General features: G+C 60.6%; 22 protein-coding genes, 1 tRNA gene and 9 pseudogenes. 21 read left to right on the top strand and 11 right to left on the bottom strand.

The genetic code is table 11. The features are described from left to right. Positions 1–58: 58 nt before the first annotated feature. The 9 genes and pseudogenes from paaK (at position 59) to paaZ (ending at position 7,800) form a co-directional block, all read left to right on the top strand. Positions 59–1,369: pseudogene (gene paaK / locus QNJ43_RS02240) on the top strand (phenylacetate--CoA ligase PaaK). Positions 1,370–1,525: 156 nt separating this feature from the next. After that, positions 1,526–1,768 (top strand): hypothetical protein, encoded by a 243-nt coding sequence (locus QNJ43_RS02235; RefSeq protein ID WP_300467031.1) that lies wholly within the window; start codon positions 1,526–1,528, stop codon positions 1,766–1,768. Further along, positions 1,756–2,304, top strand: a complete 549-nt coding sequence (locus tag QNJ43_RS02230) for a PaaX family transcriptional regulator C-terminal domain-containing protein (protein ID WP_300467029.1) — start codon at positions 1,756–1,758, stop codon at positions 2,302–2,304. Before QNJ43_RS02235 ends, QNJ43_RS02230 begins: the two co-directional genes overlap by 13 nt. A 23-nt stretch (positions 2,305–2,327) precedes the next feature. Next, positions 2,328–3,314: pseudogene (paaA, locus tag QNJ43_RS02225) on the top strand (1,2-phenylacetyl-CoA epoxidase subunit PaaA). 23 nt (positions 3,315–3,337) lie between these two features. Continuing rightward, positions 3,338–3,604: pseudogene (gene paaB / locus QNJ43_RS02220) on the top strand (1,2-phenylacetyl-CoA epoxidase subunit PaaB); the annotation flags it as partial. An 18-nt stretch (positions 3,605–3,622) separates the two neighbouring features. Then, positions 3,623–4,392 (top strand): annotated as a pseudogene (gene paaC, locus QNJ43_RS02215) (1,2-phenylacetyl-CoA epoxidase subunit PaaC). A gap of 3 nt (positions 4,393–4,395) precedes the next feature. Beyond that, positions 4,396–4,830, top strand: a pseudogene (gene paaD / locus QNJ43_RS02210) (1,2-phenylacetyl-CoA epoxidase subunit PaaD). 52 nt (positions 4,831–4,882) lie between these two features. Then, positions 4,883–5,536, top strand: a complete 654-nt coding sequence (locus QNJ43_RS02205) for an FAD-binding oxidoreductase (RefSeq protein WP_300467027.1) — start codon at positions 4,883–4,885, stop codon at positions 5,534–5,536. 44 nt (positions 5,537–5,580) lie between these two features. Continuing rightward, positions 5,581–7,800, top strand: a pseudogene (gene paaZ, locus QNJ43_RS02200) (phenylacetic acid degradation bifunctional protein PaaZ). A 59-nt stretch (positions 7,801–7,859) separates the two neighbouring features. Here the strand turns inward: paaZ and QNJ43_RS26585 are convergent. The 3 genes and pseudogenes from QNJ43_RS26585 to QNJ43_RS26575 form a co-directional block, all read right to left on the bottom strand. Beyond that, positions 7,860–8,720 carry a UbiD family decarboxylase gene (locus QNJ43_RS26585; protein ID WP_346432811.1) on the bottom strand — a complete coding sequence of 287 codons (861 nt, stop codon included), beginning with the start codon at positions 8,718–8,720 and terminating at the stop codon, positions 7,860–7,862. Next, entirely contained in the window at positions 8,720–8,947 is a 228-nt protein-coding gene (locus tag QNJ43_RS26580; protein WP_346432810.1) for a UbiD family decarboxylase domain-containing protein, read from the bottom strand. The genes QNJ43_RS26585 and QNJ43_RS26580 overlap by 1 nt, the downstream gene beginning before the upstream one ends. Before the next feature lie 178 nt (positions 8,948–9,125). Next, positions 9,126–9,248: pseudogene (locus QNJ43_RS26575) on the bottom strand (hypothetical protein); the annotation flags it as partial. 214 nt (positions 9,249–9,462) lie between these two features. Between QNJ43_RS26575 and QNJ43_RS02190 the strand changes: the two are divergent. Genes QNJ43_RS02190 through QNJ43_RS02175 form a run of 5 tightly spaced genes read left to right on the top strand, consistent with a single transcriptional unit; the run spans position 9,463 to position 11,910 of the window. Further along, positions 9,463–10,008, top strand: coding sequence for an SCP2 sterol-binding domain-containing protein (locus QNJ43_RS02190; protein WP_300467024.1), 546 nt, complete (start codon positions 9,463–9,465; stop codon positions 10,006–10,008). An 18-nt stretch (positions 10,009–10,026) separates the two neighbouring features. Further along, positions 10,027–10,788, top strand: a complete 762-nt coding sequence (locus QNJ43_RS02185; RefSeq protein ID WP_346432809.1) for a peptidase U32 family protein — start codon at positions 10,027–10,029, stop codon at positions 10,786–10,788. Then, complete coding sequence (locus QNJ43_RS26570; protein ID WP_346432808.1) at positions 10,734–11,015, top strand: U32 family peptidase; 282 nt, start codon at positions 10,734–10,736, stop codon at positions 11,013–11,015. The genes QNJ43_RS02185 and QNJ43_RS26570 overlap by 55 nt, the downstream gene beginning before the upstream one ends. 5 nt (positions 11,016–11,020) lie before the next feature. Further along, on the top strand, positions 11,021–11,335 hold the full coding sequence (locus QNJ43_RS02180; protein WP_300467023.1) for a hypothetical protein: 315 nt from the start codon (positions 11,021–11,023) through the stop codon (positions 11,333–11,335). After that, positions 11,332–11,910 (top strand): U32 family peptidase, encoded by a 579-nt coding sequence (locus QNJ43_RS02175; RefSeq protein ID WP_300467021.1) that lies wholly within the window; start codon positions 11,332–11,334, stop codon positions 11,908–11,910. The genes QNJ43_RS02180 and QNJ43_RS02175 overlap by 4 nt, the downstream gene beginning before the upstream one ends. Before the next feature lie 201 nt (positions 11,911–12,111). On the opposite strand, the gene QNJ43_RS02170 is transcribed toward QNJ43_RS02175, so the two are convergent. Both QNJ43_RS02170 and QNJ43_RS02165 read right to left on the bottom strand, forming a co-directional pair. Next, a tRNA-Glu gene (locus QNJ43_RS02170) sits at positions 12,112–12,183 on the bottom strand. A gap of 248 nt (positions 12,184–12,431) precedes the next feature. Further along, positions 12,432–12,872, bottom strand: coding sequence for a VOC family protein (locus tag QNJ43_RS02165; RefSeq protein WP_300467019.1), 441 nt, complete (start codon positions 12,870–12,872; stop codon positions 12,432–12,434). 112 nt (positions 12,873–12,984) lie between these two features. On the opposite strand from QNJ43_RS02165, the pseudogene QNJ43_RS02160 reads away from it, so the two are divergent. Next, positions 12,985–13,744 (top strand): annotated as a pseudogene (locus tag QNJ43_RS02160) (Sir2 family NAD-dependent protein deacetylase). A gap of 140 nt (positions 13,745–13,884) precedes the next feature. Beyond that, positions 13,885–14,469: a cold shock domain-containing protein gene (locus QNJ43_RS02155; protein ID WP_300467017.1), complete on the top strand. Its 585-nt coding sequence runs from the start codon at positions 13,885–13,887 to the stop codon at positions 14,467–14,469. A 360-nt stretch (positions 14,470–14,829) separates the two neighbouring features. On the opposite strand, the gene QNJ43_RS02150 is transcribed toward QNJ43_RS02155, so the two are convergent. Beyond that, on the bottom strand, positions 14,830–15,015 hold the full coding sequence (locus QNJ43_RS02150; protein ID WP_300467015.1) for a hypothetical protein: 186 nt from the start codon (positions 15,013–15,015) through the stop codon (positions 14,830–14,832). 195 nt (positions 15,016–15,210) lie between these two features. On the opposite strand from QNJ43_RS02150, the gene coaD reads away from it, so the two are divergent. From coaD to tgt, 4 genes and pseudogenes are all read left to right on the top strand, one after another. Beyond that, complete coding sequence (coaD, locus tag QNJ43_RS02145) at positions 15,211–15,708, top strand: pantetheine-phosphate adenylyltransferase (protein WP_300467013.1); 498 nt, start codon at positions 15,211–15,213, stop codon at positions 15,706–15,708. 186 nt (positions 15,709–15,894) lie between these two features. Further along, positions 15,895–16,291: pseudogene (locus tag QNJ43_RS02140) on the top strand (peptidylprolyl isomerase); the annotation flags it as partial. A gap of 187 nt (positions 16,292–16,478) precedes the next feature. Beyond that, a complete protein-coding gene (queA, locus tag QNJ43_RS02135; RefSeq protein ID WP_300467011.1) occupies positions 16,479–17,555 on the top strand; it encodes a tRNA preQ1(34) S-adenosylmethionine ribosyltransferase-isomerase QueA in 1,077 nt (358 codons plus the stop codon). 8 nt (positions 17,556–17,563) lie between these two features. Then, the gene (gene tgt, locus QNJ43_RS02130; RefSeq protein WP_300467009.1) at positions 17,564–18,712 is read left to right on the top strand and encodes a tRNA guanosine(34) transglycosylase Tgt; all 1,149 of its coding nucleotides are present in this window, start codon (positions 17,564–17,566) and stop codon (positions 18,710–18,712) included. Here the strand turns inward: tgt and QNJ43_RS26565 are convergent. The 5 genes from QNJ43_RS26565 to QNJ43_RS02110 form a co-directional block, all read right to left on the bottom strand. Then, complete coding sequence (locus QNJ43_RS26565) at positions 18,684–19,433, bottom strand: UDP binding domain-containing protein (RefSeq protein WP_346432807.1); 750 nt, start codon at positions 19,431–19,433, stop codon at positions 18,684–18,686. The two genes, tgt and QNJ43_RS26565, sit on opposite strands and share 29 nt — an antisense overlap. 162 nt (positions 19,434–19,595) lie before the next feature. Then, on the bottom strand, positions 19,596–20,042 hold the full coding sequence (locus QNJ43_RS26560; RefSeq protein WP_346432806.1) for an NAD(P)-binding domain-containing protein: 447 nt from the start codon (positions 20,040–20,042) through the stop codon (positions 19,596–19,598). Further along, on the bottom strand, positions 20,032–21,042 hold the full coding sequence (locus QNJ43_RS02120; protein ID WP_300467007.1) for an NAD-dependent epimerase: 1,011 nt from the start codon (positions 21,040–21,042) through the stop codon (positions 20,032–20,034). Before QNJ43_RS02120 ends, QNJ43_RS26560 begins: the two co-directional genes overlap by 11 nt. Positions 21,043–21,186: 144 nt before the next feature. Next, positions 21,187–21,504, bottom strand: coding sequence for an ABC transporter permease (locus QNJ43_RS02115; protein WP_300467005.1), 318 nt, complete (start codon positions 21,502–21,504; stop codon positions 21,187–21,189). 3 nt (positions 21,505–21,507) lie between these two features. After that, positions 21,508–21,969: a hypothetical protein gene (locus QNJ43_RS02110; protein WP_300467003.1), complete on the bottom strand. Its 462-nt coding sequence runs from the start codon at positions 21,967–21,969 to the stop codon at positions 21,508–21,510. A 188-nt stretch (positions 21,970–22,157) separates the two neighbouring features. Between QNJ43_RS02110 and kdsA the strand changes: the two genes are divergently transcribed. Beyond that, positions 22,158–23,009: a 3-deoxy-8-phosphooctulonate synthase gene (gene kdsA, locus QNJ43_RS02105; RefSeq protein WP_300467001.1), complete on the top strand. Its 852-nt coding sequence runs from the start codon at positions 22,158–22,160 to the stop codon at positions 23,007–23,009. Positions 23,010–23,113: the final 104 nt, after the last annotated feature.

The raw sequence follows: 23,113 nt of genomic DNA, 5'->3' as shown, positions 1-23,113 counted from the left end.
GAACCCCGCAAATAACCCCGGCGCCGGGAGAGCGCCGAAAAAGGGAGGTCCCACAATGCTGGACACCGTTACCGAGAGGCGTGTGCCCCTCGACCCCATCGAAACCGTCTCGCGCGACGAGATTTTCGCGCTTCAGCTGAAGCGCATGAAGGAAACCGTCAAGCGTGCCTATGAAGGCTCGCCCTTCTACCGCGCCAAGTTCGATGCGGCAGGCGTTCACCCGGACGATCTGAAGACGCTCAGCGATATCGCCAAGTTCTCCTTCACGGTGAAACAGGATCTGGGCTACAACTATCCCTTCGGGATGTTCGCCGTGCCGCAGAACCAGATCGCCCGCCTGCATGCCTCGTCCGGCACGACCGGCAAGCCGACGGTCGTCGCCTATACTCAGAACGACATCGAGACGTGGTCCGAGGTCGTTGCCCGCTCCGTCCGGGCTACTGGCGGCGCGCCGGGCGATATCCTGCACAATGCCTACGGCTGTGGCCTCTTCACCGGCGGGCTCGGTGCTCACTACGGTGCGGAAAAGGCCGGGTGCACGGTCATTCCCGTTTCCGGCTGCATGACCGAGCGCTAGGTGACCCTGATCGAGGATCTCAAGCCCTCCATCATCATGGTCACGCCGTCCTACATGCTGTCCATTCTCGACGCCTATCGCGCCGCAGGTCTCGATCCGCGCGCCTCGTCGCTGAAGGCCGGTATCTTCGGTGCGGAGCCGTGGACCAACGCCATGCGCGAGGAAACAGAGCAGGCCTTCGACATGGATGCGGTCGATATCTACGGCCTGTCTGAGGTGATGGGGCCGGGCGTTGCGCAGGAATGCGTGGAAACCAAGGACGGCCTGCACATCTGGGAGGATCACTTCTATCCGGAAGTCATCAACCCGGAGACCGGAGAGCCGGTGGCCGATGGTGAGAAGGGCGAACTTGTCTTCACATCGCTCACCAAGGAAGCCTTCCCGATCATCCGTTACCGCACGCGCGATCTGACCCGTCTTCTGCCGGGCACCGCGCGTTCCATGCGTCGCATGGAAAAGGTGACGGGCCGTTCCGACGACATGATCATCCTGCGCGGGGGCAATGTCTTCCCGACTCAGATCGAGGAACAGATCCTCAAATGCGCGCATCTTGCGCCGCATTACGAGATCGTCCTGTCGCGTCAGGGGCGCATGGATACGATAACCGTGCGCTGCGAATGCAAGGAAGATGTGAGTATCGCAGAGGTCGCCGACAGCACCTCGCGCGAGCTGATTCACCACATCAAGAGCGTGATCGGCGTCTCTTCCCGCGTGGAAGTGGTGGAGTCGGGCGGTGTGATGCGGTCGATCGGCAAGGCCAAGCGGGTGCGCGACGAGCGGCCCGAGCGATAGACACTCGTACGGCTTCTGATTGAGCGAGGGAGGTGCGCTGGCTAAAAAAGGCACTTCGTCACTTCCGGAGACTCTTTATGTCCACATCTCTCATCGATCAGATTCTCGAGAGTTTTCCCGTTCGCACGGGAGCTTTCACCGTCACGCTTTACGGCGATGTGGTTGCCCCACGCGGCGGCGAGATCTGGATGGGGCAACCTCATCGAGGCCTGCAAGGTCGTGGGCATCGGCGAGAGTCGGGTGCGCACCACCGTCTCCAGGCTGGTGAGCGCCGGACAGATCGAGGGCGAGAAGGAAGGGCGCAAGAGCTACTACCGGCTGACGAGCCGCGCCAATGACGAGTTCGCGCGAGCCGCGCGGCTGATCTATAGGCGAGGCGGCCGAACGTGGCGCGGCTGAAGGGCTGGCATCTCGTTCTGCTGCCGCATGGGGCGGAGCGGGAGGCTTTGATCTCGAAGCTTTCTGCACTGCGTTTCGGCATGGCCGAGCCGCATCTGGCGATCCTGCCGGACCGTGGCGAGCCGCTGCCATCACTGGGAGTGCCGCATTTTCGGGCGACGACCGACGACGATCTGACCGAGGTCGCGCGTGGAGCCTGGCCGCTGAAAGAATTGGCGGAGAGCATCGATCACTTCGTGAATGGATTTGCGCCGCTTGAAGGTGTGCGGTGCCCGCCGAAGGTGGCCCTGGGCCTGCGGTTGCTGCTCGTTCACACCTTCCGCCAGATCGCGCTGGCGGATCCGGTGTTGCCGGTGCCCTTGCTGCCGGAAAGCTGGAAGGGGCCGGAGGACCGGGCCTTGTTCGCCCGGCTCTATCTGGAGCTGTCGCCTGCTGCAGATCAGGCGATTGCGGATACGTTCGTGGATCGGGGCGGTCTGCTGACGGCCGATCCGACGCGCGTCGCTCGCCGGATCGCGGATCTGTCGTACAGCTAGGCCTTTCGGCGCTGTCTCGACGGATGGGGCACCCGAAAGACAGACGTCCAGTGGAAACCGAAAAGGCCGGACAGACGCCGGAAGAACAAGTGTTCCAGAAGCGGATCGACCGGGGCATAAAGATCGAGCCCAAGAATTAGATGCCTGAGGGCTATCGCAAGACCCTGGTCCGCCAGATTGGCCAGTACGCCCATTCGGAGGTTGTTGGTCAGTTGCCCGAGGGCAACTGGATCACCCGTGCGCCGACGCTGGAGCGCAAGGCCATTCTGCTCGCCAAGGTGCAGGACGAGGCCGGGCATGGGCTTTATGCTCTATTGCGCGGCTGAAACGCTCGGCGTTTCGCGCGACGAGATGGCGGAGCAGCTTCTGGTCGGCAAGGCCAAGTACTCCTCTATCTTCAACTATCCGACGCTAACCTGGGCGGATATCGGAGCGATCGGCTGGCTGGTCGACGGCGCCGTGATCATGAACCAGGTGCCGCTGCAGCGTTACTCCTTCGGTCCGTATTCGCGCGCCATGATCCGCATCTGCAAGGAGGAATCCTTCCACCAGCGCCAGGGCTTCGATATCCTGCGCGCGCTGTGTGAGGGCACGGACGAGGGAAGGAAATGGCGCAGGACGCCATGAACCGCTGGTGGTGGCCGTCGCTGATGATGTTCGGTCCCTCCGGTAAGGATTCCGTCCATTCCGTGCAGTCGATGGCGTGGGGCATCAAGCAGAATACCAATGACGAGCTTCGCCAGAAGTTCGTCGACCAGACCGTGCCGTAGGCCGAGTGGCTGGGGCTGACCATTCCCGATCCCGAACTGAAGTGGAACGAGGAGAAGGGCGGTTACGACTTCGGCGAACCGGACTGGAACGAGTTTTTCGAAGTCATCAAGGGCAACGGTCCGTGCAACCGTGAGAGGCTGGAGGCCCGCCGCAAAGCCTGGGACGACGGCGAATAGTTCCGCGAAGGTCTCATGGCCCATGCCGAAAAGAAGCGTACCGCCCAGGTCGCGGCTGAATAGATCGGGGAATAGGGAGGAGAACAATGTCGCACGAATGGCCCCTCTGGGAAGTTTTCATCCGCGGTCAGCACGGCCTGTCTCACCGCCACGTGGGCAGTCTGCATGCGCCTGACGCCGAAATGGCGGTCCGCAATGCGCGTGACGTCTACACGCGCCGCAACGAGGGCGTGAGCATCTGGGTGGTACCGTCCGCTCAGATCACGGCGTCCTCGCCGGGCGACGCCGGTCCGCTCTTCGAGCCGTCGGAGAGCAAGGTCTACCGTCATCCAACCTTCTTCGACAATCCCCAAGGAAGTGGGGGCGATGTAATGGATCCGTTCGTCACCTTATGTCTGAGGATGGGCGACAACGCGCTCATTCTCGCCTAGCGCACCGGCGAGTGGTGCGGCCACGCGCCCGCGCTGGAAGAGGACATCGCGTTCGCCAATATGGGGCTCGACCTGATCGGCCAGACCCAGCTTTGGTTGAAGCTGGCGGGCGAGGCGGAAGGCAAGGGGCGTTCTGCCGACGATCTGGCCTTCCTGCGTACCGAGCGGCAGTTCACCGACTGCCTGCTGGTGGAGCAGCCGAACACGGATTTCGCCCACGCCCTGATGCGACAGTATTGTTCGATGCCTGGCATCTGCCGGTGCTCGACGGGCTGGCGCAGTCGTCGGACGAGCGGGTGAGTGTGGTGGCCGAAAAGGTCATCAGGGAAGTGCGCTACCACATCGACCGTTCGCGCGATCTCGTCATCGGTCTCGGCGACGGGAGGGAGGAGAGCCGGGCCCGCATGCAGGGTGCGCTCGATGCGCTGTGGCCGTTCACGGCGGATCTCTTGGCGACCGACGAAATCGACGCGGAGCTGCAGGCCAAGGGGATTGTTACCGACCCTGCTCCGGTTGCGGACGCGTTCCGGGCCGAGATCGAGGCCACCTTTGCCGCCGCCCGGCTCTCCATGCCGGAGACGGGACTGGCGCTGACGGGCGGGCACAACGGCGTTCATTCGGAGCACATGGGATATATCCCGGAGCACATGGGATATATCCTGGCGGAGATGCAGTATCTCCAGCGGGCTTATCCCGGTGTGATCTGGTAGGCCATGCACGCCACCGTCGACACCGTGTGGAACTGGCTCGGCGAGATCCCGGATCCTGAAATCCCGGTCATCTCGCTGGCCGATCTCGGCATCATCCGCGACGTTGCCTATGGCGACGACAAGCTGGTGGTGACGGTCACGCCCACCTAATTCGGGGTGCCCAGCGACTCCGATCATCGCGCTCGACATCGAGATCGAGCTTTTGAAGCGCGGTGCGGAAAAGGTGGAAGTGCGTCAGCAGCCTTCGCCTGCCTGGACGACCGACTGGATCAGCGAAGAGGGGCGCGAAAGCTGCGCGCCTTCGGTATCGCACCGCCTGCCGTGGCCGCTGCCAACTGTGCCGGAATGCTGAAGGCGCAGACCTTGATCTGCCCGCATTGCGGCTCCGAGGACACCGAGAATATCTCACCGCGAGGTTCCACGCCCTGCAAGGCGTAGTTCCGCTGCCGCTCCTGCATGGAGCCCTTCGACTATTTCAAGGCGATCTGAGATGAGCGACTTTTATTCCCTGACCGTCACCGACATCGCCCACGACACTCGTGACGCGGTCGTTGTCACCCTGACTCCGCGCGCAGACGATGCCGAACGCTTCGCCTTCACGCCTGGCCAATACCTGACCTTTCGCAAGGATTTCGACGGCAAGGAACTGCGCCGCAGCTATTCCATCTGCGCCGGTCCCGGCGAAGGCGTGCTGAAGGTCGGCATCAAGCGTGTGGGCGGTGGTGCCTTTTCCACCTTCGCCAAGTCCGAACTTCACGTCGGCGACACGCTTGAGGCGATGCCTCCGCAGGGTCGTTTCGGCATTCCGGCGGGCACGAAGGCGCATCACTATCTGGGCTTTGCCGCGGGCCTCGGCATCACGCCGATCCTGTCCATCATCAAGTCGGTGCTGGAAGGGGACGTGAAGGCCGAGTTCACACTGGTCTACGTCAACCGCTCGGTGGCGCAGGTCATGTTCCGGCGCGAGCTGGCCGATCTGAAGGACCGCTTTCTCGACCGTCTCAACGTCATCCACGTCTTTTCTGGCGAGGCGCAGGAGATCGAGCTGTTCTCCGGGCGCATCGACAAGGACAAGTGCAAGGCGCTGTTCGGCTCCTGGGTGCAGCCGGAAAACGCCGATCTCGCCTTCATCTGCGGCCCGTAGGGCATGATGGAGAGCGTGTCGGAGGCGCTCTGCAGGAAGCGGGCATGGCGAAGGAGCGGATTAAGTTCGAACTGTTCGGTGCCGCGCAGCCCGGTCGTGCCAAACGTGCTGCGGATGCGGAAGCGGTCCGGGCGGTCGGTGACATGGTCAAGGCGACCGTCATCATCGACGGCAATCCGCACACTTTCGAGATGCCGCGCAAGGGGCAGTCCGTCCTGGAAGCCGCGCGCGAGCACGATATCGACGCGCCGCATTCGTGCTGCAACAGCGTCTGCTCCACCTGCATGGCCCGGGTGAAGTCGGGCGAGGTGGAAATGGCGCAGAACTTCGCGACGCTCGGTACCGCCGGTCTCGACATGAAGGCCGCACTCGACTACGGCCGCCAGGTGGGTTCCTCCGCCTTGCGTTCCATGCGCATTCGCCAGCGCGCATTGATGATGAAAGCGATCGGTCTGAAGCTACTGGAACTTAAGGAAGAGTTCTACGAGCTTTCCGCAGCCACTGGCGCGACGTGCAGCGATAGCTGGGTCGATATCGAGGGCGGTATCGGCACGTTGCTGTCCTATGCCTCGCTCGGTCGTCGCGAATTGCCGAACGGCCACGTCATTCCCGACTGCAAGCTGGAGATCCTGTCCAAGGACGGCAGCTTCATCGGTCAGCGTGTGCTTACGCCGCTGGAAGGCGTCGCGATCCACATCAACGCCTTCAACTTCCCCGTCTGTGGCATGTTGGAGAAGTTGGCGCCGACTTGGCTTGCGGGGATGCCCGCCATCGTCAAGCCGGCGAGTCAGACGACCTATCTGACCGAACTGGTCGTGCATCGCATTCTGGAAATGGGCATCCTGCCCGATGGCGTGCTACAGCTTATCTGCGGGTCCACTGGAGATCTTCTCGATCACGTAACCTGTCAGGACGTGGTGACCTTCACCGGGTTGGCCAAGACAGCGGAGATGCTCAGCCAGACGCCTGCGATCGTGAAGAATTCCGTTCGCTTCACAGCCGAAGCCGATAGCCTGAATGCTTCCATCCTGGCGCCCGACGCGGGGCCGGGGACGGAAGAGTTCGATCTCTACATCAAGGAAGTCCATCGCGAGATGACGGCGAAGGCGGGTCAGAAATGCACCGCCATCCGCCGCGCCATCGTTCCGGCCGAACATCTGGACGCGGTGATCGAGGCGCTTCGCGCGCGCATCGAGAAGACGTGGATCGGTGATCCGGCCGAGAATGATACGCGGATGGGGCCGCTTGCCTCGCTCGCGCAGCTTGAAGACGTCCGCGGTGCCGTTCGTCCCCTTGCCGCGGAAGCCGATCTGGTGAGCGTGGACCCGGAAGTCGAACCGGTTTCCGGCGGCGCTTTCATGGCGCCTTGCGTGTTGGTGTGCAAAGACCCGCTCAATGCCTCCACGCCGCATGAGATCGAGGCCTTCGGTCCGGTCTGCACGTTGATGCCGTATTCGCGTCTGGAAGATGCCGTCACCATTGCCAATCGCGGCGCGGGGCCTCTCGTGGCCTCGATCTTCACCGATGATGCCGAGAATGCACGTGCGCTCGGCCTTGGCATCGCGCGGTTGCACGGTCGGGTCATGTTCGGCAACCGGGCTTCGGCCAAAAACTAGACCGGTCACGGCTCTCCCTTGCCGCAACTCGTCCATGGCGGCCCGGGTCGCGCTGGCGGTGGCGAGGAACTAGGCGGTATCCGCTCCGTCTTCCATTTCATGCAGCGGACCGCCTTGCAGGGAATGCGGGACCTTATCACGGCGGTTGCGGGAAAATGGATGCCGGGGGCTGCGCGCAACACGGACGGTCCTCATCCCTTCCGCAAGTCGCTGGCCAAGCTGGAAATCGGCGACACGATCGTCACCGACAGCCGCGTTGTCGCGCTGGAGGATATCGAGCATTTCGCCAAGTTCACCGGCGACACGTTCTATGTCCACATGGACGAGGCCGCCGCCGCCCGCAATCCCTTCTTCGAGGGGTGCGTCGCGCATGGCTATCTGATTGTCTCGTTTGCCGCCGGTCTGTTCGTGGAGCCGAACGAGGGGCCGGTTCTCGCAAATTACGGCGTCGACAATCTGTGCTTCATGACGCCGGTCTATGCGGGCAATGCGCTGCAGGTGCAATTGACCTGCAAGCAGATCGTCGAACGCGAGAGTGAGGATTACGGCGAAGTGCGCTGGGATTGCACGGTGACCCGCGACGGCGGCGAGGTCGTTGCGCAATACGACGTGCTGACCATGGTCGCGAAGACCTGGCCGCGCGACTGAAACACGCATTGAGGCGGGCGGCGGCATCCTTGCCGCCCGCCTCATATCTCCTCCGAGAGCTACTTCTCCGTGAACAATTCCGCCCAACGCTCTTCCACGCGCTTGGCGACATCCTTGTCCATCGTCAGCAATTCGCCCCACTCGCGGTCCGTCTCGCTGCCGATCTTCTTCGTTGCGTCGATGCCGAGCTTTCCGCCCAGGCCCTCAAGCACGGAAGCGAAGTCGAGATGGTCGATCAGGGTGCGATCGATGGTCATGAGATCACGGGAAGGATCCATCCGGGTCGCCACCGCCCACATTACGTCGTCCCACGAACGGATGTCGATGTCCTCGTCCACGACGATGAGAAGCTTCGTCATGGTGAATTGCGGCAGCAGTGACCAAAGTCCCATCATCACCCGTCGCGTCTGACCGGGATAGCGCTTGTCGATGGCCAGTACCGCGATGCGGTAGGAACACGCTTCCGGCGGCAGCCAGAGATCCCTGATCTCCGGGATCTGCTGTTTCAGCAGCGGCAGGAAGATGTCGGCCATCGTGTCGCCCATCACCGAGGGCTCGTCCGGCGCACGTCCCGTGAAGGTCGTCAGGTAGGACGCATTCTCGCGCAGCCGCATGTGCTTGGCGGTAAAGACAGGATAGGTCTCCGGCACATTGTAGTAGCCGGTATGGTCGCCGAACGGGCCTTCCAGTGTGCTCTCGGTGTGAGAGACGGTTCCTTCCAGAACGATCTTGGCTTCCGCCGGCACATGCAGCGGAATGATCTTGCATTTCGTGATCTGCGCGCGCTGGCCGCCGAGAATTCCGGCAAGAGCCAGTTCGCTGATGCTTTCGGGTGCGGGCATGACCGAGGCCAAGATCGTGGCCGGCGCCGCGCGCCGATGACGATCGCTGCAGGCGTGTCCTTGCCCGTCTTGGCCCACTACGCGTGATGACCTGCACCGCCGCGCATGGAGGGCCAACGTATGACCGCGCGGCGTTCGTCCAGCACCTGCATCCGGTAGATGCCGAGATTGTATTTCGCCGGGTCGTCGGGCCCTGGCGGACGGGTCACCACGATCGCCCATGTGATGAGCGGATCGGCATCGCCCGGCCAGCATGTCTGGATCGGGAGGAGGCTTAAATCAGGGGATAAGTCGGTATGCGGCACCGTGTCGCGCACCACGCGGGGGCGAGATTTGAGCCCGGCACGGGCGGAGGGTCAGAGCGCGCGCGCTTCGCTGAGAGAGGCCGGCGGCGGCGAGCGCATCCAGGCCATCATCTCGCCGAGTGCGGTAAGTCCTTGCCTCATCGGTTCCCATGCCCGCGGCGACGCGGGCGCGCGTTCCGAACAGGTTTGCAATCGCGGGAATTGTCGAAGGGCGGCCGGAAATCTGCGGTTGATTGAAGCGGAGGACGGGGTCACCGGAGGCGATCACCCGGCGGTGAAACTCGGTGGCTTCGAGCGCCATGTCGATCGGTGCGTCGATCGTCGTTACCTCGCCCTTTGTGGAGAGGCGATCGAGAAAACTACGGATTTAGGGGAAAGGGGGAGATTACGTCGATACATTCAATGGGGTTCCGATTTGAGCGCAGACTGCCTTATCGGATTTAAATTCTCCTTGCGATGGCGCATTTACACCCGCCCCGTTCGGGCTTTATCGCAAGGGCGATGAGGAGAGTCACATGCTCGAACAAAGAATGCCGGAGCTGCCGCATCCCGCCCGTTGGCTTGCAGCAGCTCTCCTCTCGTGGCCGTTGGAAATGATTCTGACGCGGACTCTGCACGACCTTGCAGAACGTCGGCCGGAACTGTTCGAACGCCTCGGGGACCATTCCCGTTGCGTTTTCGTGGTTCGTCCCACGGATCCCGATTTTGCCTTTTTCGTCGTTCCCCATCGCTGGCAGGGGAAAGTGAGCCTGGTTCGCCCCGAAACGTGCGGCGATGTCCATATCGAAGGTCCGTTGCTTGGTCTTCTGGGTTTGCTCGACGGCACGCTCGACGGTGATGCGCTGTTCTTCAACCGGGTGATTTCGGTGAGCGGGCGCACGGATGCTCTGCTGGCTCTGCGCAACGCCATCGAGGAAGTGGAACTGCGTCCTTCCAATCTGCTCGGCGTCAGCGGCCGTCCCGGCGAGATCGCCGACATGGCCGTTCTTCGCGCTCTGGAGGCCCTGCAACGCATGGGTGAACCCAAGGACGGGACTGCCGAACCCGCCGAAGCATTCTGAATGGCAGGAGCATTCTGAATGGCACTAGAACTCGTATGCTCCGCCGGTACGCCGTCCGCCTTGCGGTCGGCCGTCGATGCCGGAGCGCACTCGGTCTATTGCGGCTTTGCCGACGAGACCAACGCGCGCAACTTTCCGGGCCTGAATTTTTCGCCCAAGGAGATGATCAAAGGCGTGGCCTACGCCGATGAGCATGGCTCCAAGGTTCTGACGACGATCAATACCTTCCCCAAGGCCCGGATGTTCGATCTCTGGCGCCGGGCGCTGGCTGCGGCGGAAGAGGCCGGGGTGGATGCGGTGATCATCTCAGATATGGCGGTGCTCGATTATGCCGTCACGCATCATCCGAACCTGAGATTGCACCTGTCGATGCAGGCAGCCGCCAATACGCCGGAAGCCATCGGCTTTTACGCCGAGACCTTCGGCATCAAGCACGTGGTGCTGCCGCGCGTGCTCTCGGTGGAAGAGATCGCCAAGCTCAATGCCGAGATCAACGTTGAGACCGAGGTCTTCGTCTTCGGCGGGCTGTGCCTGATGACCGAAGGGCGTTGCTCGCTGTCGTCCTATGCGACCGGTCGCTCTCCGAACCTGTCCGACGTCTACTCCTCTAATGAGTATGTTAAATATTTCGAGGAAGAGGACAGCATCGCCGTGAAGCTTGCGGGCTTCACGATCGATCGCTTCGGCCGCGACCAGGCCGCTGGGTATCCCACGCTGTGTAAGGGGTGCTTAGTGGCCGGGGCAAGTCCAGTCACCTGTTTGAGGATCCGGTCAGCCTGAATGCTGCCGGTCTGCTCGGCCGGTTGGCTGATGCCGGGGTGACGGCTTTCAAGATCGAGGGACGCCAGCGCGGCAAGGGCTATGTCGCGGAGGTGGTACGCACCTTCCGTGCCGTTGTCGATGCGTTGGAAGCGGGCAGGGACCCGGTTGAGGCGGAACGGCTTCTGGCCGATCTGGTCGAAGGCGGACGCCAGACTTCCGGCGCCTACCGCAAACAGTGGAGATGACCGACATGGATCGTACTGAAGGCCGTGTCGGCCTGACGCTTGGGCCTATGCTCTTCAACTGGAGCGCGGACCGGTTGCACGACTTCTACGCTTCGATCGCGGCAAGCTCGGTCTATGACCGCGTGCATGTCGGCGAAGTCGTTTGCGAAAAGCACATGCCGTTCAACGATCCGGTCTGGCCGGACGTGATCGCGATGCTGGAAGAGGCGGGCAAGGAAGTCGTCGTCTCCGCATTGGCCCTGCCGTTCACCGTGCGCGAGCGCAAGTCCGTGACCGGCGTTTGCGGCGTGGAGCAACTGGTGTTGAGATCAACGACGTGATCGCGTTGTCAAAGTGCAACGGCCGTCCCTTCGTCAACGTCTACAATGAGGGCACGGTTCGCCTGATGGCGGCGCGTGGGGCTCGCACGATCTGTGTTCCCGTGGAGCTGCCGCTCGCCTCGCTCACGACGATGGCGCAGAACTGTCCCGATATCGAGTTCGAGGCCTTTGCCTTCGGTCGCCTGCCGCTGGCATTGTCGAGCCGCTGCTATCACGCGCGTCTTCATGGTCTGCACAAGGATTCGTGCCGTTTCATCTGCGAGCAGGGTCCGGATGGCCTAGAAGTGTATACGCTCGACGGTCAGCCATTCCTGGCGGCAAACGGCATCCAGACGCTCTCGTACGGCGTGCAGGCGTTCTGTCCGACCGCTCAGGAGGCGAAGGGCGCCGGTTTGAGCCGTCTGCGCCTGTCGCCGCATACCGTGGACATGGTTGCCGCGGGCGATGTCTATCGCGCGTTACTGGACGGCAAGATCGAACCGGCGGAAGCGCTCAATCGCTTGCGCGGTCTGAATCTGCCCGGAGAGCTTGTCGATGGATATCCGCACGGCAAGGCCGGGTGTGAGGCCAATTGACTGCGTCTGACGAGCCGCGCAGCGTCTAAATCGAACCAATGAGATTGCAAAACGCGTCTTGTGAGCCTTCAGGCCGCAGGGCGCGTTTTTTGTTGATGCCGGATTTCGCGAGCGCGGCTTAGAAACGCGCATCGACATGAACGTGCGGAGGTCGCGACGAGCATCAATTCATATGAAAATTGAAAGGGGGAAGAAGGGCGGTACGCCCAAGGGGAATCGAACCCCTGTTTCCGCCGTGAAAGGGCGGCGTCCTAACCGCTAGACGATGGGCGCACACGGCTGCCCCCCTCGACCGAGCGGTTCATGGGAGCGGCTTGTGGGTCGGCTTATAGTGGCGTTTGCCGGCCGCCTCAAGAGGCTGTGGAATAATCCCCATGATGTTTTCAAAAGAGAAGTGACGTATCGGCGGCAAAGCAGCCCAATGCCCCATCGTCACCGGTCCGACGCACCCGGGAAATGGTTCCCGGAGCGTCGATTTTTCAAACAGGGGACGTCTGTGATTCCCTGAGAGCGGGGAGTGCCTACCACTCGCCCGTGTTGGCCATGGAGGCCCAGGGCTCCTGCGGGGGCAGGGCATCGCTCTTCCGCAGCAACTCGATGGAGATGGTGTCGGGGGAACGGATGAAGGCCATGCGGCCGTCGCGCGGCGGGCGGTTGATGGTCACACCCTGGCTGCGCAGCCGCTCGCAGGTCTCGTAGATATTGTCCACCTCATAGGCGAGATGACCGAAATTGCGCCCGTCCGTATAGGTCTCCGGATCCCAGTTGTAGGCGAGTTCCAGAAGCGGTGCGGCTTTTTCCTTGCCCATCGCCTCGTCGTCGGGGGCGGCGAGAAAGATCAGCGTGAACCGGCCTTTTTCACTTTCCGTGCGGCGGACTTCGGTCATGCCGAACTTGTTGCAATAGAAATCGAGTGCCGCATCAATGTCGGAAATCCGGACCATTGTGTGAAGATATCGCATGGCATCATCTTTTGATTTGAAGGAGGATTCGGGCGGATGACTGGTCTATCGGACCCGGTCGTTACATGATGCCCCGTCCAGACCCAGGATATGGAAATTCGAAACGCAAGATATGCCCTTTGTCTCCGACATCAATGGCGGTCGACAGACTTTATCCGGGCTCATCGAGCAAAGCCGGCAGTGTGTTTTCTTTACCGGCGCTGGAATGTCGACCGAATCCGGCATCCCCGATTTTCGCAGTCCCGGAGAAATCTGGTCGCGTATGGATCCCATCGAATTCGATGAATTCGTAGCTGACGAGGCAACGCGGCTAGAGGATTGGCGCCGACGTTTCGAAATGAACGAGCAGTTCACCGCCGCCAAGCCGAATTCAGGCCACCGCACCGTCGCTGCGCTTGCCGGGCGTGGCAAGGTTGCTGCCGTCATCACGCAGAATATCGACGGATTGCACCAGCGTGCCGGATGCGCTCCTGAAATGGTGATCGAACTGCACGGGAATGCAACGTACGGTGCGTGTCTCAACTGCGGCAGCCGGCATGAACTGGACGAGGTTCGCGCCATCATCGATCGATCCGGTTCGTCTCCGCGCTGCGACTCGTGCGGCGATCTGGTGAAGTCGGCGGTGATCAATTTCGGTCAGGCCATGCCGGTCGAGGCGATGGAAGGGGCGCTGGAGTTTTCCGAATCCTGCGATCTGTTTATCGTCGTGGGGTCGTCGTTTGGCCGTCCAGCCAGCCGCTTCCCTACCGTTGGTTGCGGAGCGGCAGGGCGCACATCTAGTTATAATTAACCGAGATCCAACACCCCTTGACGACGCTGCGGAACTTGTTTTGCGAGGCAGTATCGGGGATTTTCTCGGGGATATTGCGTAATTTCCGGGTTAAACTCTCAGAAATTTGCTTTTTTTCACGATTAGCGCTGGCGGTTCGGATCTTGAATGCTATACTTTGCGGTAGGAGTCGGTGTGCCGATCTACCTGTTGATTGCTGTTTGGATACGAGGCGGAGACCAAATGGGGGCCAAGCTAGCTTCGGACTTGCGTCCATTTGAGGGCCGATCGGAAATCGATGGTGCTTCAGTCGAGGTCCTTGAAGTCGCCGGGTCTATCAAGTGGTTCGATGTTGCCAAAGGGTATGGATTCATTGTTCCCGACGATGGCGCCGACGACGTCCTTCTGCATGTGACCTGCTTGCGGTGCGACGGTTTTCAGACCGCATATGAAGGCGCACGTGTCGTTTGCGAAGTGTTGAGCCGGCCCAAGGGGCTGCAGGCCTTCCGCGTCCTGTCCATGGACGAGTCGACGGCCGTTCATCCCTCGCAGCTTCCTCCGTCACGCACCCATGTTCAGGTGATGCCGTCCGGCGGCTTCGAGCGGGCGACGGTGAAGTGGTTCAACCGGCTCAAGGGCTACGGCTTCCTGACGCGTGGCGATGGCACGCCGGACATCTTTATCCACATGGAAACCCTGCGCCGGTTCGGTATCGCGGAATTGCGCCCCAGACAGACCGTCATGGTTCGTTTCGGTGAAGGGTCCAAGGGTCTGATGGTCGCCGAAATCCGTCCGGACGGGCCGAACCATATCCCTCAGTCCCACTGAGCTGGAGGTGCGAGCGGCGAGGCAGTTTCTCGCGTGCTCGTGCGGCTGAACTTCGGAATTCGTTGGATCGGATCGTGTCGATCGTCTCTTGGGCGCGTCGCGGATAGTCCTGTCTCTCAAGCAAAGGGCGGGCGATCTGTGTCGTCAGGCGACCTTGTGCGTGCGCTCTGGATCGGGCATGAAAATGCGGCGGCATGCCGGGGAACATGCCGCCGCTGAGGTCAGGAAATCCGCCGCGCGTGGCTGCGGACACTGTTCAACCCGGCGCTTGACCAGAATGGTCGTGTTCGCGCCGTCTTGAAGGGCAATGGTCTCGTAAGACACACCTGGTTTCGTCCACGGGCTGTTACCGACTAAGGTTCAGCAGCCGCCTCCGGCGTCGGAAATGATGTCCGAACCGCAGGCAACCGTAACTTCCGTTCTCAAGCAGTCGCTCTTCTTGACGACGCCGTTATCGGATCCGGAAAATCCTCCGATCGCGGCGAAAGTCAGAGCGGAGCCGCCAATGGCGATGGCAAATGCCAGACGCCCTGCGTTGCTCTTCATTTTCGCCTCCCTGGCATTAGAGCAGCGTAATATCACAAACTGACGTTACGTCTCATAAAAATTTTGCATGTTGTGAATCTGCAACGTTCCCCGAAGCTTGAAAACTCTGCGTCATGGTGCCTCGTTGCTAGGTATTCGCGATATTAACGATATCTCCCATTGTCTCGGCCGTGAAAGGTCGATAGAGAAAGGCGCATGACACGCACTGCGCTTTATCCCGGTTCTTTCGACCCGATTACCAACGGCCATATCGACATTCTGGGCCATGCGCTCGGTCTTGCCGACCGGATCGTCGTTGCCATCGGTATTCATCCCGGCAAGAAGCCGATGTTCACGCTCGATAAGCGCCGCGCGATGATCCGCATGGTCGCACAGGAGCGGTTCGGTGAGGATGCCGGACGGATCGAAGTTGTGGCGTTCGACAATCTGGTTGTCGATGCGGCCCGCGAGCAGGGGGCAACCATTCTCATTCGTGGCCTGCGGGACGGGACCGATCTCGACTACGAGATGCAGATGGCGGGCACCAACGGGGCTATCGCGCCGGATGTTCAGACGGTCTTTCTCCCCGCGTCTCCGGATGTTCGCCATATCGCCGCCACGCTTGTGCGGCAGATCGCCGCAATGGGCGGGGACGTTTCGCACTTCGTGTCCGCGAGCGTTGCGCTGGAACTTGGCCGCAAGCGCGCAATGTGATGGTCTTTGCCCGTCGGGCGTGAAAACGCGGGCGGCCTTTCAACTCAAGGAGTGAATTACGTGCTGCGCACTCTATTCTTCGCTGCCGCGCTGGCCACGGCCTTCGTCGGCGCCGTTCGCGCCCAGGATACGGATCCGGAAAACACTCTGGTCCTGCAACTGAAGATCCGCCCGGTCGTGATCAAGATGCTGCCCGACGTTGTGCCCAAGCATGTGGCGCAGATCAAGAAGCTGGTGCGCCAGAAATTCTACGACGGCATCATCTTCCATCGCGTGATCGACGGCTTCATGGCCCAGACTGGCGATCCGACAGGCACCGGCACCGGTGGCTCCGGCAAGAAGCTGAAGGCGGAATTCTCCAAGGAGCCGCATGTGCGCGGCACCGTTTCCATGGCACGCGCGGCCAACCCCGATTCCGGTGACAGCCAGTTCTTCATCTGCTTTGCCGACAGTGTCTGGCTGAATGGGCCAGTACACGGTATGGGGCAAGGTGATCGAAGGCATGGAGAATGTCGACAAGATCAAGCGCGGCGAGCCCGTGCGCGACCCGGACAACATTGTCTCGCTGAAGGTCGCGGCCGAACGCGGTCTGAGCGAGAGATGCCTTTCAAGGCACTCTTTGAGGCGGCGGTGCAGGGTTCTGCGCCGCCGTCTTCGTGTTGACCGGTTCGCACCTCGGGCCTAAGACAGCGCCCTTGTAGCTGGGTGCCCCCTGAAAATGCGCCTCCGTACCGGCTCGACGGCCTTTCATTCCCATTTCAGGCACTGACATGCGTGTCGACGATTTCGATTTCGAGCTTCCCGAGGACCGAATTGCGCTGCGGCCCGCGCGTCCACGCGACAGTGCGCGGCAATTGATCGTGGCGCCCGGCGCCGAGCCAGAACTGAGCGACGACATCGTTGCCAATCTGGCAAACCATCTGCGCCCCGGCGATGCGCTCGTTTTCAACGATACCAAGGTGATCCCGGCACAACTTGAAGGCACGCGCGAGCGCAATGGCTCGGTTGCCCATATCGGCGTGACGCTGCACATGCGCGTGGCGGCGGATCGCTGGAGGGCTTTCGTCCGTCCGGCCAAGAAGTTGCAGGTCGGCGAGCGCGTTCGCTTCGGTGCGGGGGAAGGAAACACATGTTTCGCCGGTCAGCTCGATGCGGTCGTGGTGGAAAAAGGCGAGGGCGGGGAAGTCGAATTCGCTTTCGACCTTTCCGGTCCCGATCTCGATATCGCCATTGCGACCGCAGGCCATGTCCCGCTTCCTCCCTACATCGCCTCAAAGCGTGGAGAGGATGCACAGGATAGGAAGGACTATCAGACCGTCTATGCGCGTCATGACGGGGCTGTTGCCGCTTCGACCGGGGGCTTGCACTTCACCGACGATCTGCTCAAGCGTCTGCGCGAGATGGGTGTGGAAGAGCATTTCGTGACGCTCCATGTGGGAGCGGGTACGTTTCTGCCGGTGAAGGTCGACGATGTCGCCGATCATCACATGCATTCGGAACTGTGCGACGTGGATGCGGCGACGGCGGATGCGTTGAACGCTGTCAGGGCGCGCGGCGGTCGCATCGTGGCGGTGGGCACCACCAGTCTGCGCCTACTGGAAAGTGCAGCGGACGAGATCGGCATCATCCATCCCATGCGCGGGCCGACCGATATCTTCATCACGCCCGGCTATCGCTTCCGTGCCGTCGATATCCTGATGACCAACTTCCATCTGCCGCGCTCGACGCTGTTCATGCTCGTCTCGGCCTTCTCCGGCCTGGACACCATACGCCGCGCCTATGCTCATGCGATCGCGAACGGCTATCGCTTCTATTCCTACGGAGACTCCTCCCTGCTCTTTTCTTAGGATCCGAAATGACCACCGAGGCTTTTTCCTTTTCGCTTCTCGCCAAAGATGGATTGGCTCGTCGCGGTGAGATCAAGACTCCGCACGGCACCGTGCGTACCCCCGCCTTCATGCCGGTGGGGACGCAGGCGACCGTCAAGGCGATGTATCCTGAGCAGGTGCGCGAACTGGGGGCGGACGTGGTGCTGGGCAATACCTATCACTTGATGCTGCGCCCGTCCGCAGAGCGTGTCGCCCGTCTCGGCGGCTTGCACAAGTTCGTGAACTGGCCGCATACGATCCTCACCGATTCCGGCGGGTTCCAGGTCATGTCGCTTGCTCAGATCCGCAAGCTCAGCGAAAAGGGCGTGACGTTCCAGAGCCATATCGACGGTTCGCGTCATGAGATGACGCCGGAGCGCTCCGTCGAGATCCAGGGGCTTCTGGGATCCGATATCCAGATGCAGCTCGATGAATGTCTGCGGCTTCCTGCCGAGCGCAAGGAAGTTGAACGTGCGATGCAATTGTCTTTGCGCTGGGCGGAGCGTTCTCGCGCGCAATTCGAGAAGATGGGCGGTCCGGCCAAGGGGCAGGAGCTCTACGGCATCGTTCAGGGCGGCGATGTGGCGGATTTGCGCGTCGCCTCAGCCGAGGCACTGTTGCAGATGCCGTTCGAAGGCTACTCGATCGGCGGTCTCGCCGTGGGCGAGCCGCAGGACGTGATGCTTCGGATGCTGGATATCACCACTCCGGTTCTGCCGGAAACGAAGCCACGCTATCTGATGGGGGTCGGCACGCCCGACGATATCGTGGAATCGGTTGCGCGCGGTGTCGACATGTTCGACTGCGTGATGCCGACCCGCGCCGGGCGGCACGGGCTCGCCTATACCCGGTTCGGCAAGATCAACCTGAAGAACGCCCGCCATGCGGATGACCCGCGTCCGCTCGATCCGGAATCCCCATGTCCGGCCGCCAGCACCTATTCACGAGCCTATCTGCACCATCTGGTGCGCGCCGGTGAAGGGCTCGCCGGAATGCTCGTGACCTGGAACAACCTGCACTATTACCAGAGCTTGATGCAGGGTATCCGCGATGCGATCGAGGCGGGCCGATACGCGAACTTCAAGGCCCAGGTTAAGGAAGGCTGGGTTAAGGGCGATATCCCCGCACTGGCCTGAGACCGTCTGCCCGCGCCCTTAAAGCCGCCACAGGCGCATCGCGCCAGGTTTCGTGTCGCCGCGCGGCAGGAATCGCCGGAATATCGGCGACGACGCCTGCTCCGCCCTTCAGAAATGAACAGACGAGCGCCCAATCCGGAGCACGGTTTTTTGCGAAAGCTTCGTGTGGTACGGCGAGTACCACAGCGTCAGCCGGTGTCGCGGCCCCGGCTGGAACAAGATCTAGTCCGTATTCTTCGCGGGTTTGTCTAGGATCTGCCAAAGGATCCACAACCTGCACATGGACGCTGAACTTCCCCAGCTCGCGCACAAGATTGACGACCTTGGAATTGCGTGTGTTCGGTACGTTGGCTTTGTAGGTCACGCCAAGCACCGTCACGATCAAAGGACCGGCAAGCCCGCTCGCGGCTGTCTCCTGAACGATGCTGGTCACCACGAAGTTTGCCATGTATTCGTTGATGCCGCGTTCCGCAAGGACCACCTGCGGTGTGTGGCCGATCGCCAGGGCCTTTTGTGCGTGAGGTAGTAGGGGTCGACTCCGATACAGTGGCCGCCGACGAGTCCCGGTTGGAAATTCAGGAAATTCCACTTGGTTCCTGCGAGCTTCGAGCACGTCGCGCGTGTCGATGCCGAGCGTGTGAAAGACGACGGAAAGCTCGTTCATCAGCGCGATGTTGAGATCGCGTTGGGTGTTTTCGATAACCTTGGCGGCTTCCGCCACGCGTATCGAGGTGGCCCGATGGATCGGCGCGGTTATGACGGATCCGTAGAGTGCAATGAGCAACTCTGCTGCTTCGTCTGTGCTGGCGGAGACAACCTTGGCGATCGTGGAGAAGTCGTGGTCATTGTCACCCGGGTTGATGCGCTCGGGAGAATAGCCGATCTAGAAGTCCTGGCCGAAGACGAGACCTGAGCCTTCTTCCGGTATCGGGAGCGCTACTTCTTCCGTCGTGCCGGGGTAGACAGTTGATTCAAACATCACGACCGCGCCGCGCTTCATATGGCTTGCAACGGTCCGGGCCGCGGAAGTCAAGGGACGCAGGTCCGGTTGTTTTGCGACATCAATGGGAGTCGGGACCGCAACGATGTGGACGTCGATGTCATTGAGGCATTGAGGGTCATCTGAAAGATGAAGGGTCTTGCTGCTCAACGCGTCGCCGGAGACGGCACCTGTGATATCTCGTCCCGCTTTGAGTTCGCCGATACGCTCTCGGTCGATATCGAAGCCGGTTATCAAGAATCCGGCTTGTGCGAATGCCGTTGCGACCGGCAGGTCCACATAACCAAGCCCGATGATAGCGATTTTCTTGCTGATAAGGTCATGTCTCATAATAAATCCGATACCAGTCTACAAATGCCTTAACGCCGCCCTGAACGGAAGTGGACGGTTTGAAATTGGTTGTCGCCTCAAGGTCGCTCGTGTCGGCCCATGTTGCAGCGACATCGCCCGGCTGCATCGGCATGAAATTGCGGATTGCCGTTTTGCCGAGGGCCGTCTCAATAGCTTCTAGATAGACCAGAAGAGGGACAAGCTGTGAATTGCCGATGTTAAAAATACGGTAGGGTGCAGAGCTGGTTGCGGGATCAGCTGCCTTTGCATCCCAATTGGCAACGGGCGATGCCGGTTTGACTGCAACTCGGACGATGCCTTCGACGATGTCGTCGACGAAGGTGAAGTCTCGCACCATGTTGCCGTTGTTGTAGAGATCGACGGGCTCTCCCGCCAAGATCGCCTTGGTGAACTTGAACAGCGCCATGTCCGGCCGCCCCCACGGGCCGTAGACTGTGAAAAAACGTAGTCCGGTCAGCGGGATATGGAAGAGATGAGCGTAGGAATGCGCTATCGCCTCGTTGGCCTTCTTGGTGGCTGCGTAGAAGGAGATGGGATGACTGGCTCCGCGATGCTCGGACAAAGGCATCGCGCCGTCGAGCCCGTAGACGGAGGATGTGGAGGCAAAGACGACGTGCTCCGGCTTGTAGGTTCGGGCGGCCTCCAGAATAGACAGAAAACCGGTGATGTTGGAATCGACGTATGTCTGCGGAGCTTCCAGAGAGTACCTGACGCCGGCCTGCGCGGCCAAGTGGATGACCCGGTCAGGCTTATGGCGCTCAAAAATCGAGAAGACCTTGTCGCGTTCTTCCAGGGAGACGCGTTCCTCGATGAAATGATCGTGCGTCTTAAGCAGTGCCAACCGCGCTTCCTTCAGCGCGGGATCGTAGTAGCCGTTGAGGTTGTCCAGCCCAATGACCGTATCGCCTGCGGCCAGCAGCTTTTCTGCCACATGATATCCAATGAAGCCGGCCGATCCGGTTACCAGTACGCACGCCATTTTTTCCCAAGCTCCCGTTGATCGAGGCAAACAAAACCGGAGCGGTCGTTTTGGAAGGAGGGTGCCTTGGCAAAGAGAACTCCGGACAGTCGGACCTATGCCCAGACTCGGTGAAAAATCAACGACTGTTGGAAAGCGGACCCTCTATTCGAGGATCTTTTTGCGGAAGACGCGTTCAAGCGCCAAGGCCAAAAACAGGCTGGTGAACGTGAAGGCGAGAACGTAACGCACGTCGACGAAGTTGCTTTGGAATTTCGGGAATAGACCGCTTCGAAGCCATTCGATGCAATGCATGATCGGGTTCCAGTAGAGAACGTTGCGTGCTTCAGTTGGCAGATTCTCTGCCAGGTAGAAAATTCCGGATAGAATAAAAAGAGGGCGCGAGATCACATCCAATATCTGTTCCCAAATTCGAAATAAAGACGCTATCACGCAATTGATGATTCCAACAGAAAATCCCATGAATTATATTAAATATAAGTTAATAATCACGTTTATCCAATCGTCATGAGGTCGCGATTTGTAAACGAAGCTGTGAATGGTGATGATGATTGTAAACACGGTGATCTGTGTCAGCGTTTCCAGAACAGCACGCGATACGAAGGTGTCGATAGGCTTGATGATCGGGAAGAAGAGAAGGGGTTTGTTCTGCTGGATGGCTTTTCGTACAACGTTGCTTGTGTTCTTGAAGGCTGAGAATGGCACCAGTTCTGAGGAAAAGAACACGAGGAAACTATCGCTGACCGGCGGTAGATGCGATCCCATTGCCATGAAGATCGCCGACATCATCAGAACCCAGCCGAGAGGTTCCAGCAGAGCCCAGGCGTAACTGAGTTTTTGTTCGCCAAATTTTGAGCGCATTTCGCGCAAGACCATTGATGAGGTGTTGCGAACGAAAATCTGCAGCGGTGAACCTAGGCCGTTCATTAGGAATGCTTGCCTGATCGGTTTGTCAGATCTGTCGGGTCTGTTCGTTTTGCCCCGCCCACTCTACACCATGCGTGGCGACAAAATGGAAAGGCTTTTCATCGAACCCCGCCCGCCATGCCATTGCGAAGACGCGGGCTGCGCGGTATCAGTCCGGGCGTTGCGACGCGCACGCACTATATGCAGTCATGAAAGGCAGACTTGTGACGCACTGCAATGCCACCGTCGAGATCGGATCCGTCCGTTTTTCGAACACTCTTCCGCTCTCGCTGATTTGCGGCCCGTGTCAGATGGAAAGCCGCGAAAACGCTCTCGAAATGGCCTACGCGATCAAGGAGATCGCCGATAGCCTGAATATGGGGGTCGTTTTCAAGACGTCCTTCGATAAGGCCAATCGTACGAGCCTGACCAGTGCCCGTGGTCTCGGTTTCAAGAAGGCGATGCCCGTCTTTGCCGAAATCAAGGAAACGCTTGGCTTGCCGGTTCTTACCGATGTCCATGAGTCGGACCAGTGTGCTGCAGTCGCCGAAGTGGTCGACGTACTTCAGATTCCGGCCTTTCTCTGCAGGCAGACCGACCTGCTGGTCGCCGCCGCCAAGACGGGGCACGTGATCAACGTCAAGAAGGGGCAGTTCCTCGCGCCGTGGGACATGCGCAACGTGGTCGCAAAGCTGGTCGATTCCGGCAATGCCAACGTGCTGCAGACCGAGCGCGGGGCAAGTTTTGGCTACAATACGCTGATATCGGACATGCGCGCCTTGCCGATCATGGCTCAGAACGGTGCCCCGGTGATCTTCGATGCGACTCATTCCGTCCAGCAGCCCGGCGGGCAGGGCGCATCTTCCGGCGGTCAGCGCGAGTTCGTTCCCGTGCTGGCCCGTGCCGCGACTGCGGTCGGAGTTGCCGGCGTCTTCATCGAGACGCACCAGGATCCCGACAAGGCTCCTTCCGACGGACCGAACATGGTGCCGCTTCATGCGCTCAAGGACCTGCTTCAGACCCTTAAGACGCTTGATGAGGTTGCCAAGGCCACACTCTAGCGGGTGCGCCTTTGCCTGATCGTTCTGCGGTATTCGGAGCTGTCACGGCGAAGTGCTCATCTCTCAGGCCCCGTTATGCGGGGCGCAGTTCTTGATCTAATCCC

Origin of the sequence: Breoghania sp. (assembly GCF_030066895.1) — a bacterium.
GTDB lineage: Bacteria > Pseudomonadota > Alphaproteobacteria > Rhizobiales > Stappiaceae > Breoghania.
The sequence above is the reverse complement of the archived record's forward strand: the minus strand, read 5'-3'. Positions and strand labels throughout refer to the sequence as shown.